Here is a 13276-nt window from a genome sequence, read left to right on the forward strand (position 1 = left end):
CTGGCCGAACAGCGCGGCGAAATGTCGCGGCTGCCAGGCGTCCGGCTCCAGCCCGCAGAATGCGAGGCCGGCGCGGTTGGCCGCCAGCAGCCGGCCATCATCGTCGAATACCAGTTGGCTGGCCGCCGGGCTGCCCAGCCAGCGCGGATCGGCGTGCAGCGTTAGCAGCCAGCCGTGGCGCGCGGCGTCTTCCAGCAGGCGGGCCTCGATCTGGCCGCGGGCGGCCAGCAGCGCCAGCCGCTGCGCGTCGCCCAGCTTGCGGCCCGGGCCGCTGATGTCCAGCGCGCCCAGCAATTGGCCCTGGGGGCCGAACAGCGGGCTGGCGGCGCAGCTGAGCGCCCGGTTGCGCTCCAGATAGTGCTCGGCGCCGCGCACCAGCACGCTGTCGGCCGCGGCCAGCGCGGTGCCGATGGCGTTGGTGCCGCGCGCGGCCTCGCTCCAGTCCATGCCCGGCGTCAGCGCCAGCCGCTCGGCCTTGTCGAGAAAGCCGATGTCCCCGGCCTGGTCCAGCACCAGTCCTCTCCGGTCGGCCACCACCAGCGCTAGGCCGCCGGCCGACACCTGCTCGTACAGTCCGGCCAGCGCCGGCCGCGCCGGCTCCAGCCAGTCGGCGCTGGCCTCTCGCCGGTCGCGCAGCTCGCCGTCGGTCAGCCGGTCGCCGCCGCGGCCGCCGGCGGACAGGCCCAGGCCCTGGCAGCGCTGCCAGGAGTGCAGGATGGATGGCGGCAACGCCTGGCCGGGCAGCGGCTGGCCGGCGAAAAAGCGGCGGCGGATCTCGTCCAGCGGCAAGCGGGCGGTGGGTGTCATGCGCGGCTCCGGCGAGGTGTCGCGCGGCGGCGGGACAGCTGTGCCGATGCGCGACAGTTTCGGTGGGGAATGCAGCCGATTATGGCCGCTTTCGCCACGCTGGCAAGCGGCTGATTTTCCAGTTGCTTGCTGCGCCGCGGCATGCGGAGGCCGAACGCTTGGGCTGGTCTGGCTCGGCGCGATGTTGCCATGCAATGCGGATAATGGCTGGCATGGGACTTGCGCAACAAGCGGTTTGCAGGAGCCACAACGTCAAGGAGACCGCCATGCAACTCAAGCCAGGATTCGAACTGAAATCGCGTTACGCCAACTACATCGGCGGGCGCTGGGTGCCGCCGGTCAATGGCCGCTACTTCGAGAACGTGACGCCTATCACCGGCCAGCCGCTGTGCGAGATCCCGCGTTCGGACGAGCAGGATGTGGAGCTGGCGCTGGATGCCGCCCATGCCGCCCGCTACGCCTGGGGCCACACGCCGGTGACCGAGCGCGCCATCGTGCTGAACAGGATCGCCGACCGGATGGAGGCAAACCTGGCCCTGCTGGCCGAGGTGGAAACCTGGGACAACGGCAAGCCGATCCGCGAGACCCGCGCCGCCGACATTCCGCTGGCGATCGACCACTTCCGCTATTTCGCTTCCTGCGTGCGGGCGCAGGAAGGCAGCCTGGGCGAGATCGACGCCAACACCGTGTCCTACCATTTCCACGAGCCGCTGGGCGTGGTCGGCCAGATCATCCCGTGGAACTTCCCAATCCTGATGGCGGCGTGGAAGCTGGCGCCGGCGCTGGCCGCCGGCAACTGCGTGGTGCTGAAGCCGGCCGAGCAGACGCCGCTGTCCATCCTGGTGCTGATGGAGCTGGTGGGCGACTTGCTGCCGCCGGGCGTGCTCAACGTGGTCAACGGCTTCGGCGTCGAGGCCGGCAAGCCGCTGGCCAGCTCCAAGCGCATCGCCAAGATCGCCTTCACCGGCGAAACCGGCACCGGGCGGCTGATCATGCAGTACGCCAGCCAGAACCTGATCCCGGTGACGCTGGAGCTGGGCGGCAAGTCGCCGAACATCTTCTTCGGCGACGTCGCCGCGAAGGATGACGCCTTCCTCGACAAGGCGATCGAGGGCTTTGTGATGTTCGCGCTGAACCAGGGCGAGGTGTGCACCTGCCCCAGCCGCGCGCTGATCCACGAATCCATCTACGACCGCTTCATGGAAAAGGCGCTGGCCCGCGTGGCGGCGATCAAGCAGGGCAACCCGCTGGACCCGGCGACGATGATAGGCGCGCAGGCGTCGCAGGAGCAGATGGACAAGATCCAGAGCTATCTGGCCATCGGCCGCGACGAGGGCGCCAAGCTGCTGGCCGGCGGCGGGAGAGCGCAGCTGGACGGCGATCTGGCCGGCGGCTTCTACATCCAGCCCACCGTGTTCCACGGCCACAACAAGATGCGCATCTTCCAGGAGGAGATCTTCGGCCCGGTGGTGTCGGTCACCACTTTCAAGGATCGCGACGAGGCGCTGGCGATCGCCAATGACACGCTGTACGGCCTTGGCGCCGGCGTGTGGACGCGCGACATGAACACCGCCTTCTTCATGGGCCGCCACATCGAGGCCGGCCGGGTATGGACCAACTGCTATCACGCCTATCCGGCGCACGCCGCATTCGGCGGCTACAAGCAGTCCGGCATCGGCCGCGAGACGCACAAGATGATGCTGGAGCATTACCAGCAGACCAAGAACCTGCTGGTCAGCTACGGCGAGGACAAGCTGGGCTTCTTCTGAGCGAGGCATCCGCCGCGAGATCGAACTGGATTGTCTCCCGCCCCGCCGGTTTTTGCCGGAGGGGCGTTTTTTTTGGGAACATCCCGCCGGGGGATCGAAGGGACAGGTTTGACGCCATGATTTTGAGGCGGCATTTGGCGGGATGAATTATCGATTACGGCTAGAGTCTGTATTCAAATATGATTTTTATAATGAAATACATTTATTATTTACGTAATGATGCTGATGAAATAGCATCTCGCCAGCGTGTTATGCTGATTGAGTGTTTGATGGCAGGGACGCGGGAATGAATCGGGATGACGACGGCTACGCGGAGCGCGTGGCGTTCTACGATACGGTTTACGAGCAGCCGGAGCGGGCGCTGGACCTGGCCTGGCTGCGGCGTTGGCTGCCGCAGCAGTATTTCGGCCGCAGGGTGCTGGAGCTGGCTTGCGGCAGCGGCTACTGGACGCAGTATCTGGCGCCGGCGGCGCGCGCCTATCTGGCGCTGGACGTGTCGCCCGGCGCGTTGGCGCTGGCCGGGCAGCGGCCCGGGGTGGGCGGGGTGGCGTTCGCGGCGGCCGAGATCGAAGCGCTGCCCAAACCGGCGGAGCCGTTCGACGCGGCCTTCGCCGGCCTGTGGTTTTCCCATCTGCCGCGCCAGCGGCGCGAGGCGGCGCTGGCGGCGCTGCACGGCTGTCTGGCGCCCGGCGCGACGGTGATCCTGCTGGACAACAGCGAGATTCAGGGCGGGCAGTTTCCGGTGATGGAGTACGACGATGCCGGCAACGGCTACCAGCGCCGGCCGCGGCACGACGGCGGGGAGAGCCGGGTGCTGAAGAATTTCCCGACCGAGGCGGAGTTCCGCATCCTGCTGGCGCCGTACGGCGCGGCCGAGATGGCCCTGCTGCGGCGCGAGCATTTCTGGCTGCTGCGCTACCGCTTGCCCAGCCGGCACTGACGCTTGGCTTGCGGCGCGCGGGCATGAAAAAAGCCGGGCGTCGCCCGGCTGTCGCTATCGATGGCGGCGGCTCACCGCCCGCCCAGTTCCTCCAGGCCTGATTGCAGCTTCTGGCTGGCTTGTTCCACCGCCCGCATGCTGGAGACGATGGCGGCCTCGTCCAGCTGGCCGTCCTGGCTGGCGGCGCGCAGCGCGGCGTCCACCTGTTGCCGCAGTTGCAGCAGAGGCGGGCGCAGGGATTGGGCGGCGCTGCCGAACAGCGCCGAGCCGTCGCCCTCCAGCCAGGTTTCCAGCTCCAGCGCAGGCGGCGCCTCCTGCGCTTCCTCGATCGCGTGGTAGGCGCTCTGCTTGTAGATCACATGGCCCACTTTCTGCAGCGAAGTTTGCGATTTCTGCTGCACCGCGCTGACCTGCCGCAGCACCAGGTCGGATTGCTCGGCCAGGCTGGAGAAGCGCTGGCGGAACGAGTCCACCGAGGACTGCACCTCGCCGGCCACGCCGCCGGCGGCGCTGGCCTGGGCCTGCATGTCGCCGATGCGGCTGGACAACGACTCCAGCACGCCCTGCACCTGGTTGGCGGTGCTCTTGCTGCGTTCGGCCAGCTTGCGCACCTCGTCGGCCACCACGGCGAAGCCGCGTCCGGTTTCGCCGGCGCGCGCGGCCTCGATCGCCGCGTTCAGGGCCAAGAGGTTGGTCTGGTCGGCGATGGCGGAGATGTCGGCCAGCGAGGTTTCGATGCCTTGCCATTCCTGGGCCAGCATCTGGCTGGCGGTGTCCATGCTGCTGACGCTGCCGGCGATGGTGTCCAGGTGGCCGGACAGCTCGTTGGCGCTGTCCAGGCTGACGCGGGCGCCGGCGGCGTTGTCGCGGGTGATGCCGGCGACCTGGTCCATCGCCTGGCTGATGGCGGCCAGATCGCGCTGGCTGCCGGCCAGGTCCTGGCGCAGATGGGGATTGTTCAGCGCCGCCAGTTGGGACGACAGCCGGTTGCGGCGCACGAAGCCGTCGTTGTCGGCCATCGACTGGATGGCGGCGTTGACGCTTTCCAGCGAGCTGGCCAGGATGCCGGGCAGGCCCTGGCTCAGCGGCCGGCGGCTGAAGTTGCCCTGGCTGATTTCCTGGAAGCAGGTGTTGATTTCCTTGAAGTAGGTTTCCACCAGGTCGAGGAAGTCGTTCAGCTGCCAGGCCACCTGGCCAACCTCGCCCATCTGCCGGGTTTGGGTGCTGCGGTGGTGCAGTTCGCCGCTGCAGGCCAGGCCCAGCTGGCGGGTCAGGGTGTTGAGCAGCAGGAAGATGTGGCCGCCCTTTTGCCACAGCCACCAGGACAGGGTCAGCGTGGATGCCATCAGCAGCACGCTGATCGCGTGGTGGGCCAGCGGGGGGAGCAGGTAGTCGTCCAGTATCGACAGCAGCACCAGCAAGTTGAAGGCGCCCAGCATCCAGGCCAGGTGGGAGCGCAGGAAGGGGGTGGGTTTGCGCGGCGAACTCATCCTGCGACTCCTTTGGCTTTCAGTACGTCGGCGTTCAGCCCCAGGACGAAGTCCTGATAGCTGCAGCCTTTTTCTTCCAGCAGCGCCAGCAGCCAGTCGCGCGAAGCGTCCGGAGCGGCGGCCTTGCCGTGGGCGGCCTCGATCTTGCGCATCTCGGCGTAGATAGGTTCGATGGCGGCGATGGCGGCGCGGCTGGGCGGACGGCGCACCGAGTAATAGCCTTGCAGCTTGCCCCTGAGGTCGTAGTCCGGGGTGACGTTGGCCAGCACCCAGTAGTAATCGCCGTCCAGGGTGGCGTTCTTCACCAGCGCGAAGAATTCGTGGCCGGCCTGCAGCGTCTGCCACATCAGCCGGTAGGCGCCGCGCGGCATGTCCGGGTGGCGGATCAGATTGTGCGGCTTGCCCAGCAGCTGGTGCTCGGCGTAGCCGGCGATGCGCATGAACACGCGGTTGGCGTAAGTGATGTGGCCGGTGGGGTCGGTCTTGGTGACGATCAGTTCGTGCGGCGCCAGCTGCACTTCGCGGCCGCCGCCATGGCTTGTTGAGGTCTGTTTCATGGTTTGCTTCTCTATGACCTTGCTATCTTAGTATGGCTGCCAATCCGTCATTGTCATGCTATGCGCATCATGCAGCAAGGCTTGCATGTGATCGCTATTGAATTTTCGTGGCAGTTTTTAAAGGAATTGCTTGTTAAAACGGCATGAAAAAGGACGGCCGGGGCCGTCCTTTGTGCGGATTGCGTTTTTGCTCAGAGCTTGATGATCTGCCGCGCCTGAATCGCGCAGGCGCGCGCCGCTTCGTTGAAGCGGACGAACTCGGGGCTGGCGATCTCGTCATGGCTCAGCCAGCGTACCTTGCGGGTCTGCCGGTACTGGTAGCGGATGCCGTCCGGCGTTTTCCGCTGCTCCAGCGACAGGTCGTACCAGCGCGAGCTGGCCTGGCAGCTGAATGGCGGCTGGATGGCGCGGGCACCGCGCAGCGTCACCGCGCGTTCGGTGGTTTCGGCGTCGCCCAGGTAGACGTCGGCCTGGTTGCCGTTGGCCAGATAGCTGGCGAAACCATCCCAGTCATGCTCCAGGCCGGGGTCGTACAGATAAAGCCCGGAAATCTTCTCCACCGCGCGCTGGTCGACGCTGTCTATGCGCGCCGCGTAGCGCGCCGGCTGCAGAAAGCCGGTGGCGGGGCGGTCCACCTTGCATTCCCGCGGCTGCTTGTTGACCGCGCGGCACAGGCTCTGGTCGGAGCTGGCCGGTCCCTGGAAGCGGTCCTGCATCGCCAGCTGCACCAGCGGCCAGCCGGAGACTTCGCCGCGGATGGCGATGGCGGCGCTGCCGTCGCGGCGCAGGGTTTCCACGCGCTCGCTGCGGCTGGTCAGCGTCGCCGCCTGCATCGGGATCGCTTCCTCGCGCACCAGGCCGTCGCCGCCGATGCGGTAGCTGGTTCGGTCTTGCAGGTCAGGCATGATGCGGCCGGGGACGAAGAAGGGGTTGGTCGGGTCCAGCCACTCGGTTTTGCCGTTCACCACGGCGCGGACGATCATGTGGTTGACGGTGCCCAGGCCGGGCAGCAGCGGACGCTGCGCGTCGTTGCCGCGGAATACCAGCGTGGGCTCGGCGGCGATGCCGGGCGCGCGCAGCATCGCGGTCAGCAGCGTGGCCAGGTCCTTGCAGTCGCCGTAGCCGTGCTGTTCGATCTCGGCCAGCGTGAACGGCACCAGGCCGCGCTCGGCCAGCCGCTGGTCGTTCAGATAGCGGTAATGGCCGTTGATGTGCTGCATGAAGGCGGCGACCTGTTCGGCGGCGGGCTTGCCGCGCTGCGCCTCCACTTCGGCGGCGGCGGCCGGCGGCAGCGGCGCGGCCAGGATCTGGTTGTAGCGCCCGGCGTAGACGCCGAAATGGCTTTGCGGCGAGTCGCTGCTGGCGATGCTCAGCCGCGGCCAGCTGCGCAGCGCGCTGTTGTCCCATTCATTGGTGAAGTTCAAATAGCGGGGCGCTTTTTGTTCGACGACGATGCGTTTGCCGTCGGCGCTGGCGTCGATCTTGAAGTCGTCCATCTTCTCGCCGCGCCACAGCAGCGGGCGCCGCGAGTCCAGTTCGAAGCGGAAGCTGTCGTTGCGGGTGGGCTCGGCGTCGAAGTCCAGCCGGTACAGCAGCTCGCGGCTCAGCGGCGGCGAGGCCATGTGGCGCTTGACGCGGTAGCTGACCACGCTGCCCACCGCCAGCTCGGGGAAGGCGATCCAGGTCTGCTTGTCGCGGCTGACGCCAGCGTAGGGATTGGGCGCGGCGCGGGTTTCCACCTGCGACTTGTCCAGCTTGACCACGCGCCCGTTCGGCTGGCGCACTTCGCCGTCCAGCACTTCCAGGCTATCGGTGTCGGAATAGGTGAAGTCGATGCGCGACAGCAGGTCCTTGCCGGCCGGCTTCAGGATCGTGAACTGGTTTTCCGTGGTGCAGTCCAGGCTGTTGTCGGCGAGGTGATGGCAGACAGAGTTGGAGCGGCGCGCCAGCGGCGCGTCGGCTGCGGGTTGCAGGGCGGCGTAGGCGGCCTGGCCGGCGCAGGCGAGCGCGGCGGCCAGGGCGAGTCGGGGAAAGCGGAGCGGCATCGTGTGGGACCGTTGCTGTCGCCGCGCCGGGCGCGGCGGGATGGATGAATGGCTGCGCGGAAGATAGTGCCATGCAGCCGGGGCGGGGGCCAGAGGGCGGGGCCTCGGCCGGAGGGGTCGTCCGGCGCGCAGAGATGAAAAAGCCCCGCTTCCCGGGCGGGGGCGGGGCGGATCTCGGGATGGGCCTATTGTGCGGCGGTGACGAAGCCTATCTTGCCGACGCCGTTCTTCTGGGCGGCGGCCAGCGCCTTGGCCACGGTCTCGTAACGCACCGCCTTGTCGGCCGACAGGTGCAGCTCAACCTCCGGGTTGGCGGCGGAGGCGGCGGCGAAACGGGCGGGGAGATCGGCCTCGGCCACCGGCTTGTCGTCCCAGAACAGCTTGCCGGCGGCGTCCACCACCAGGCGGATCTGCTCGGGCTTGTCCTGGTGCTCGGCGGCCTGCGCGCGCGGCAGGTCCACCTTGACCGCGTTGGTCAGCAGCGGCGTGGTGATGATGAACACCACCAGCAGCACCAGCATCACGTCGACCAGCGGCGTGGTGTTGGGCTCGGCCATCGGCGCGGCCGGGCCCTGGTTGAAACTACCGAACGCCATGGCTTTCTCCGGATTGGGTCAGCAACTGGGCGTGCAGGTCATGGGCGAAGTAGTCCAGTTCCTGCGACATCACGCGCTGGGCGCGGGTGAGCGCGTTGTAGGCCAGCACCGCCGGGATGGCGGCGGCCAGGCCAGCGGCGGTGGCCACCAGCGCCTCGCCGATAGGGCCGGCGACCGCGCCTATGCTCATCTGGCCGGCCTGGCCGATGTTGACCAGCGCGTGGTAGATGCCCCACACGGTGCCGAACAGGCCGACGAAGGGGGCGGTGGAGCCGATCGAGGCCAGCACGGTCAGGCCGGCTTCCTGGCGGGCCATCTCCTGCGACAGCACCTTGCGGATGGCGCGGGTGAGGAACTCGTCGACGCCGCAGGCCTGGCCCAGCGCGCGGCCGGCCTGGCTCTGGTATTGCTTCAGCGCGGCGAGGCCGGCGCGGGCCAGGTTGGCGAACTGGCCCTGGCTATGCTGCAGGCTGGTTTCAGCCTGGCGCCAGTCGGCCGCGCCCCACAGCGCGTTTTCCGCCTCGCGGTTGGCGCGGCGCAGGCGCAGGGTCTGCACGCCGCGGACGATGATCAGGTACCAGGTGAGCACCGACATCAGGATCAGGATCATGAACACCGCGATCAGCACGGCGTCACCTTGTTGGAATACGGACAGTACGTTCATGTATTGGCAGACTTGAGTGAGAATTCTATGGGCACGATGAAGGGATAGGCGATGGCCTCGCCGCCGCGCTTGGCCGGGATGAAGCGCCAACGCTTGACGGCGGCCAGCGCGGCGCGGTCCAGCCGCGGGAAGCCGCTGCTGCTCTGCACCGACACATCCTGCGGCAGGCCCTGGGCGCTGACGTGGACGCGCAGGCGCACCGTGCCTTCCTCGCCTTCCTCGCGGGACACCGTCGGGTAGGCCGGGGCCGGGTTGTTCAGGTAGCCGCCGCGGGATTGCGGTTCGGTGACGGGCAGGTCGCGGCCTTCGGTCTTGCCGCCGCCGGCGTTTTTAGGCGCTTCCGCGGCGGGAGCCGGCGCGGCCGGGGCCACGCTGATCGCCTTGGCGGGGGCGGGCGCGTCTGCCTGGGTCTTCACCGGCTGCAGGTCCGGCTTGGGCTGGACGGTAGGCTTGCTCGGCGTGGGCTTGGATTGAGGCTTGAGCTGCGGCTTGACCGGCTCGGGCGCGGGGGCGGACTTGGGCGCGGCCGCGGGCTTGTCGGCCGGCGCCAGCGAAATCATCTCCATCCGCAGCGCCTGGGGCGGGGTGACGGTCTGCTCGCTCGCGGGCATGCCGTTCAGCAGCGTCAATGCCAGCGCGTGCGCGGCCAGCACGCCGCCGAGGGCGGAATATTGCAGGATAGCGGAGGATTTCATGTTGGAAATGATAATACAAACAATTCTCATTTTCTAGCGCAGGGGCGGCAGGTGTTGCGCGTGCGCTTGCAATCGCGGCGATCGTCTGCATATATCGGTCAAAGGCCGGCACATCGCCGGCCGCCATTGATTGGAATACCAATATGCAGCAGTTCGACGGCACCACCATCGTGTCCGTCCGTCGCGGCGAGCGCGTGGCGCTGGGCGGCGACGGGCAAGTGACCCTGGGCAATATCGTGATCAAGGCCACCGCGCGCAAGATACGCAAGCTGCATGGCGGCAAGGTTTTGGCGGGCTTCGCCGGCGGCACCGCCGACGCCTTCACGCTGATCGAGCGCTTCGAGGCCAAACTGCAAAAGCATCAGGGCAATCTCTTGGTGTCGGCGGTGGAGCTGGCCAAGGACTGGCGCACCGACCGCATGCTGCGCCGGCTGGAGGCGATGCTGATCGTAGCCGACAAGGATCACACGCTGATCATCACCGGCAACGGCGACGTGCTGGAGCCGGAGCAGGGCATCGCCGCCATCGGTTCCGGCGGCGCCTTTGCCCAGTCGGCCGCGCGGGCGCTGTTCGAGAACACTGACCTGGCGCCGGAAGTGGTGGTGAAGAAATCGCTGGAGATCGCCGGCGACATCTGCATTTACACCAACCACAACCACCTGATCGAAACCCTGGGCCCGGACGACGAGGCCTGATCCCGAATGCATGGCCCGGCCGCCGCCGCCGGGCGGAGAACGTCATGACGCAAATGACCCCGCAGGAAATCGTCCACGAACTGGACCAGCACATCATCGGCCAACACAAGGCCAAGCGCGCCGTCGCCATCGCGCTGCGCAACCGCTGGCGCCGCCAGCAGGTGGCGGAGCCGCTGCGCAGCGAAATCACCCCCAAGAACATTCTGATGATCGGCCCCACCGGCGTGGGCAAGACCGAGATCGCCCGCCGCCTGGCCAAGCTGTCCGGCGCGCCGTTCATCAAGGTGGAAGCCACCAAGTTCACCGAGGTCGGCTATGTCGGCCGCGACGTCGACACCATCATCCGCGATCTGGTCGATGTGGCGATCAAGGACACCCGCGAAGCGGCGATCAAGCGCAACCGCGCGCGCGCCGAGGATGCCGCCGAGGAACGCATCCTCGACGTGCTGCTGCCGCAGCCGCGCAAGCAGCCGTCCGGCTTCTTCGCCGAGGGGCCTGCCACCGAGGAAAAGCACGAGGACGGCGCCACCCGGCAGAAATTCCGCAAGATGCTGCGCGAGGGCAAGTTCGACGATAAAGAGATCGAACTGGAAATCGCCGCGCCGGTGGCCCAGATGAACGTGATGGCGCCGCCGGGCATGGAAGACTTCGCCAGCCAGCTGCAGGGCATGTTCCAGGGCCTGGGCGCCGGCAAAAAGCAGGCGGCCAAGATGAAGGTGGCCGACGCCTTCAAGCTGCTGATCGACGAGGAAGCCGCCAAGCTGGTCAATGAAGAGGAACTGAAGGCCGAGGCGCTGAAAAATGTCGAGCAGAACGGCATCGTGTTCCTCGACGAGATCGACAAGGTCACCAGCCGCGGCGAAGGCCACAGCGGCGCCGACGTGTCGCGCGCCGGCGTGCAGCGCGACCTGCTGCCGCTGGTGGAAGGCACCACGGTGTCCACCAAGTACGGCATGGTGAAGACCGACCACATCCTGTTCATCGCCTCCGGTGCCTTCCAGCTGTCCAAGCCGTCGGACCTGATTCCGGAACTGCAGGGCCGCCTGCCTATCCGCGTCGAGCTGTCGTCGCTGTCGGTGGACGACTTCAAGGCCATCCTGACCAGCACTAATGCCTGCCTGACGCGCCAGTACCAGGCGCTGCTGGCCACCGAGGGCGTGGAGCTGGCGTTCGAGGAGTCCGGCATCCAGCGCCTGGCCGAGATCGCCTGGCAGGTCAACGAGAAAACCGAGAACATCGGCGCGCGCCGCTTGTACACGGTGATGGAGAAGCTGCTGGAGGAAGTGGCCTTCGACGCCAAGTCCGGCGCGTGCCAGATCGACGGCGCTTACGTCGATGGCAAGCTGGGCGAAGTGGCCGAGCGCGAGGATCTGGCGCGCTACGTGCTTTGAGCTAGTTTCATACCTTATATATGTATGTGAAAACGGCGACCATTTCGGTCGCCGTTTTGCTTTATATAGGCTGCTTCAATTTGCCGGCGGCCGGGGCGGTCGGCTCGAAGGCTTCGGGATGCTGGCGCATATACCAGTCCTTGACCTCATCGTGGCTCAGGCCGAGGAAGCGATTCACGCCGGGCAGCAAGAGCATCGGCGGCACCGTCAACAGGTGGAATAGCGCGAAGAACAGGTAGACGCCATCCAGCGACCAGCTGGCCAGCAGAATGCCCGCCAGCGCCGGGCCCAGCATGCCGCCCAGTTTGGCCACCAGCACATTGATCGCCGATACCCGGGCGCGGTAAGCCTCCGGCACCGCCAGCGTGCGATGGGTCTGGCCGATCAGCATGGTGATGGACAGCAGCATGCCTTCGATGCCGAACATCGCCAGCATCAGATAAGGATTGTCGGTCAGCGCCACCACCAGGAACACCGCCGCCAGCGCCCACATGGCGAATGCGCGGGCGCGCGGCCGGCTACAGTGTTGCAGCAGGCGGTGGGTCAGCCACAGCGAGCCGATCAGCAGGCCGCCGCTGGCGGCCGCTTCGCAAGCGCCCAGCCAGATCGCGGGCAGACCCAATTGATGCAGCTTGATCGGCAGCAGCGTGATCACCATGGGAAGGTAGGCGGTCATCACCAGCAAGCCCCAGAACGCCCAGCTGCGCTCCAGAGGGATGCGCCAGCGCACGCGCAGCCCGCTGCGCACCTGGTCGACGAAGCTTTCTTCGCGCAAGTCGGCCAGGTCGCGCGGCGGAATCTGGATGCGCAGCGCGCCGATCGCCGCGATGGCCAGCAGAATGGCGTAAGCGCCCAGCGCCAGCCAGGCGGGCATGAAGGCCATCAGGCTGCCGCCCACCACCGGTCCTATCAGATTGCCCACCGATTGCGAGCTCTTCTGCAGCGACAGCGCGTCGGTCAGGCGCGCCGCCGGCACCAGTTCGGAAGCGATGCTCAGCATCGAGGGAAACACGATGGCCCAGGCGAACATCGCCATCGATTCGCTGGCGACGACCCAGGCCAGCTTATAGAAGCCGAACCAGGCCATTGCGGCCAAGGCCAGGCCGGACAGCATCGCCAGCAGGATGCCGCCGGCGATTACGCGGTTCTTGGGAAAGCGGTCGCCCAGCGGCGCGGTCAGCGGCAGCGCGATCAGCATCACCAGCGCGGTCAATGTGCTGAACCATGCCATGTCGCGCGCGCCGCCCGTCGATACCACCCACCAGCTGATGCTGACGTAGCCGGCGCCCATCGCCAGACCGCTCAGCGCATCGCTCAACATCAGCAGGTGGAAGCCGGAGGGCAGGCCTCGTATTCGTTGCCGCAGGGAAATGTTCATGGCGCGCATCCTGATGATGAAGGCATTTCATCCTAACATGAAATGACAACGTCACGCCAAGGCGGCCGAGAAGTTGTATCTTTTCGATGTTTTTTGGAAAATAGGTCGATTTTTCTGCTTTCAGGAAATTTTCATGGTGTTGAAAATGACTGGAAAGGCTTGCAGATACAGGAGATTCGATCTTTATTTTGAAAAGGGAAAAATTAAAAATCATTTAAAAACAGACTATTGGCTATTTTCCTGTAAAAA

General features: G+C 66.6%; 12 protein-coding genes. 4 read left to right on the top strand and 8 right to left on the bottom strand.

The features are described 5' to 3' along the window. Positions 1-807 (bottom strand): sigma-54-dependent Fis family transcriptional regulator (locus VL52_RS21450; protein WP_046158952.1); only part of this gene is annotated, 807 nt, incomplete at its 3' end. Between the two features lie 266 nt (positions 808-1073). On the opposite strand from VL52_RS21450, the gene adh reads away from it, so the two are divergent. Together adh and VL52_RS21460 are read left to right on the top strand one after the other, a co-directional pair. Then, positions 1074-2576 carry an aldehyde dehydrogenase gene (gene adh, locus VL52_RS21455; RefSeq protein WP_046158953.1) on the top strand — a complete coding sequence of 501 codons (1503 nt, stop codon included), beginning with the start codon at positions 1074-1076 and terminating at the stop codon, positions 2574-2576. Between the two features lie 286 nt (positions 2577-2862). Beyond that, complete coding sequence (locus tag VL52_RS21460; protein ID WP_046158954.1) at positions 2863-3516, top strand: class I SAM-dependent methyltransferase; 654 nt, start codon at positions 2863-2865, stop codon at positions 3514-3516. A 71-nt stretch (positions 3517-3587) separates the two neighbouring features. Here VL52_RS21460 and VL52_RS21465 read toward each other — a convergent pair whose 3' ends face one another. The 6 genes from VL52_RS21465 to VL52_RS21490 form a co-directional block, all read right to left on the bottom strand. Then, a complete protein-coding gene (locus tag VL52_RS21465) occupies positions 3588-5006 on the bottom strand; it encodes a methyl-accepting chemotaxis protein (protein ID WP_046158955.1) in 1419 nt (472 codons plus the stop codon). Beyond that, positions 5003-5563: a PAS domain-containing protein gene (locus VL52_RS21470; RefSeq protein ID WP_046158956.1), complete on the bottom strand. Its 561-nt coding sequence runs from the start codon at positions 5561-5563 to the stop codon at positions 5003-5005. Before VL52_RS21470 ends, VL52_RS21465 begins: the two co-directional genes overlap by 4 nt. Before the next feature lie 191 nt (positions 5564-5754). Continuing rightward, on the bottom strand, positions 5755-7608 hold the full coding sequence (locus VL52_RS21475; protein WP_046158957.1) for a DUF3857 domain-containing transglutaminase family protein: 1854 nt from the start codon (positions 7606-7608) through the stop codon (positions 5755-5757). Positions 7609-7793: 185 nt separating this feature from the next. Beyond that, complete coding sequence (locus VL52_RS21480; RefSeq protein ID WP_021475413.1) at positions 7794-8204, bottom strand: ExbD/TolR family protein; 411 nt, start codon at positions 8202-8204, stop codon at positions 7794-7796. After that, positions 8191-8868 carry a MotA/TolQ/ExbB proton channel family protein gene (locus VL52_RS21485; protein ID WP_046158958.1) on the bottom strand — a complete coding sequence of 226 codons (678 nt, stop codon included), beginning with the start codon at positions 8866-8868 and terminating at the stop codon, positions 8191-8193. The genes VL52_RS21480 and VL52_RS21485 overlap by 14 nt, the downstream gene beginning before the upstream one ends. Further along, positions 8865-9563, bottom strand: a complete 699-nt coding sequence (locus VL52_RS21490; RefSeq protein WP_046158959.1) for an energy transducer TonB — start codon at positions 9561-9563, stop codon at positions 8865-8867. The genes VL52_RS21485 and VL52_RS21490 overlap by 4 nt, the downstream gene beginning before the upstream one ends. A 143-nt stretch (positions 9564-9706) precedes the next feature. Here VL52_RS21490 and hslV point away from each other — a divergent pair, with 143 nt between their 5' ends. Then, positions 9707-10258, top strand: a complete 552-nt coding sequence (gene hslV, locus VL52_RS21495; protein WP_011133956.1) for an ATP-dependent protease subunit HslV — start codon at positions 9707-9709, stop codon at positions 10256-10258. Between the two features lie 44 nt (positions 10259-10302). Continuing rightward, the gene (hslU, locus tag VL52_RS21500; RefSeq protein ID WP_046158960.1) at positions 10303-11649 is read left to right on the top strand and encodes an ATP-dependent protease ATPase subunit HslU; all 1347 of its coding nucleotides are present in this window, start codon (positions 10303-10305) and stop codon (positions 11647-11649) included. A 61-nt stretch (positions 11650-11710) separates the two neighbouring features. Here hslU and VL52_RS21505 read toward each other — a convergent pair whose 3' ends face one another. Next, entirely contained in the window at positions 11711-13027 is a 1317-nt protein-coding gene (locus VL52_RS21505) for an MFS transporter (RefSeq protein ID WP_160298976.1), read from the bottom strand. Positions 13028-13276 lie beyond the last annotated feature (249 nt).

It is taken from the genome of Chromobacterium vaccinii, from assembly GCF_000971335.1.
Lineage (GTDB): Bacteria > Pseudomonadota > Gammaproteobacteria > Burkholderiales > Chromobacteriaceae > Chromobacterium > Chromobacterium vaccinii.

Excerpts from the sequence above, each read along its gene's own strand:
- VL52_RS21465 (WP_046158955.1), bottom strand. The coding sequence starts at position 5,006 with ATGAGTTCGCCGCGCAAACCCACCCCCTTCCTGCGCTCCCACCTGGCC.
- VL52_RS21470 (WP_046158956.1), bottom strand. The coding sequence starts at position 5,563 with ATGAAACAGACCTCAACAAGCCATGGCGGCGGCCGCGAAGTGCAGCTG.
- VL52_RS21505 (WP_160298976.1), bottom strand. The coding sequence starts at position 13,027 with ATGAACATTTCCCTGCGGCAACGAATACGAGGCCTGCCCTCCGGCTTC.
- VL52_RS21490 (WP_046158959.1), bottom strand. The coding sequence starts at position 9,563 with ATGAAATCCTCCGCTATCCTGCAATATTCCGCCCTCGGCGGCGTGCTG.
- hslU (WP_046158960.1), top strand. The coding sequence starts at position 10,303 with ATGACGCAAATGACCCCGCAGGAAATCGTCCACGAACTGGACCAGCAC.
- VL52_RS21460 (WP_046158954.1), top strand. The coding sequence starts at position 2,863 with ATGAATCGGGATGACGACGGCTACGCGGAGCGCGTGGCGTTCTACGAT.
- VL52_RS21480 (WP_021475413.1), bottom strand. The coding sequence starts at position 8,204 with ATGGCGTTCGGTAGTTTCAACCAGGGCCCGGCCGCGCCGATGGCCGAG.
- VL52_RS21485 (WP_046158958.1), bottom strand. The coding sequence starts at position 8,868 with ATGAACGTACTGTCCGTATTCCAACAAGGTGACGCCGTGCTGATCGCG.
- adh (WP_046158953.1), top strand. The coding sequence starts at position 1,074 with ATGCAACTCAAGCCAGGATTCGAACTGAAATCGCGTTACGCCAACTAC.
- hslV (WP_011133956.1), top strand. The coding sequence starts at position 9,707 with ATGCAGCAGTTCGACGGCACCACCATCGTGTCCGTCCGTCGCGGCGAG.
- VL52_RS21475 (WP_046158957.1), bottom strand. The coding sequence starts at position 7,608 with ATGCCGCTCCGCTTTCCCCGACTCGCCCTGGCCGCCGCGCTCGCCTGC.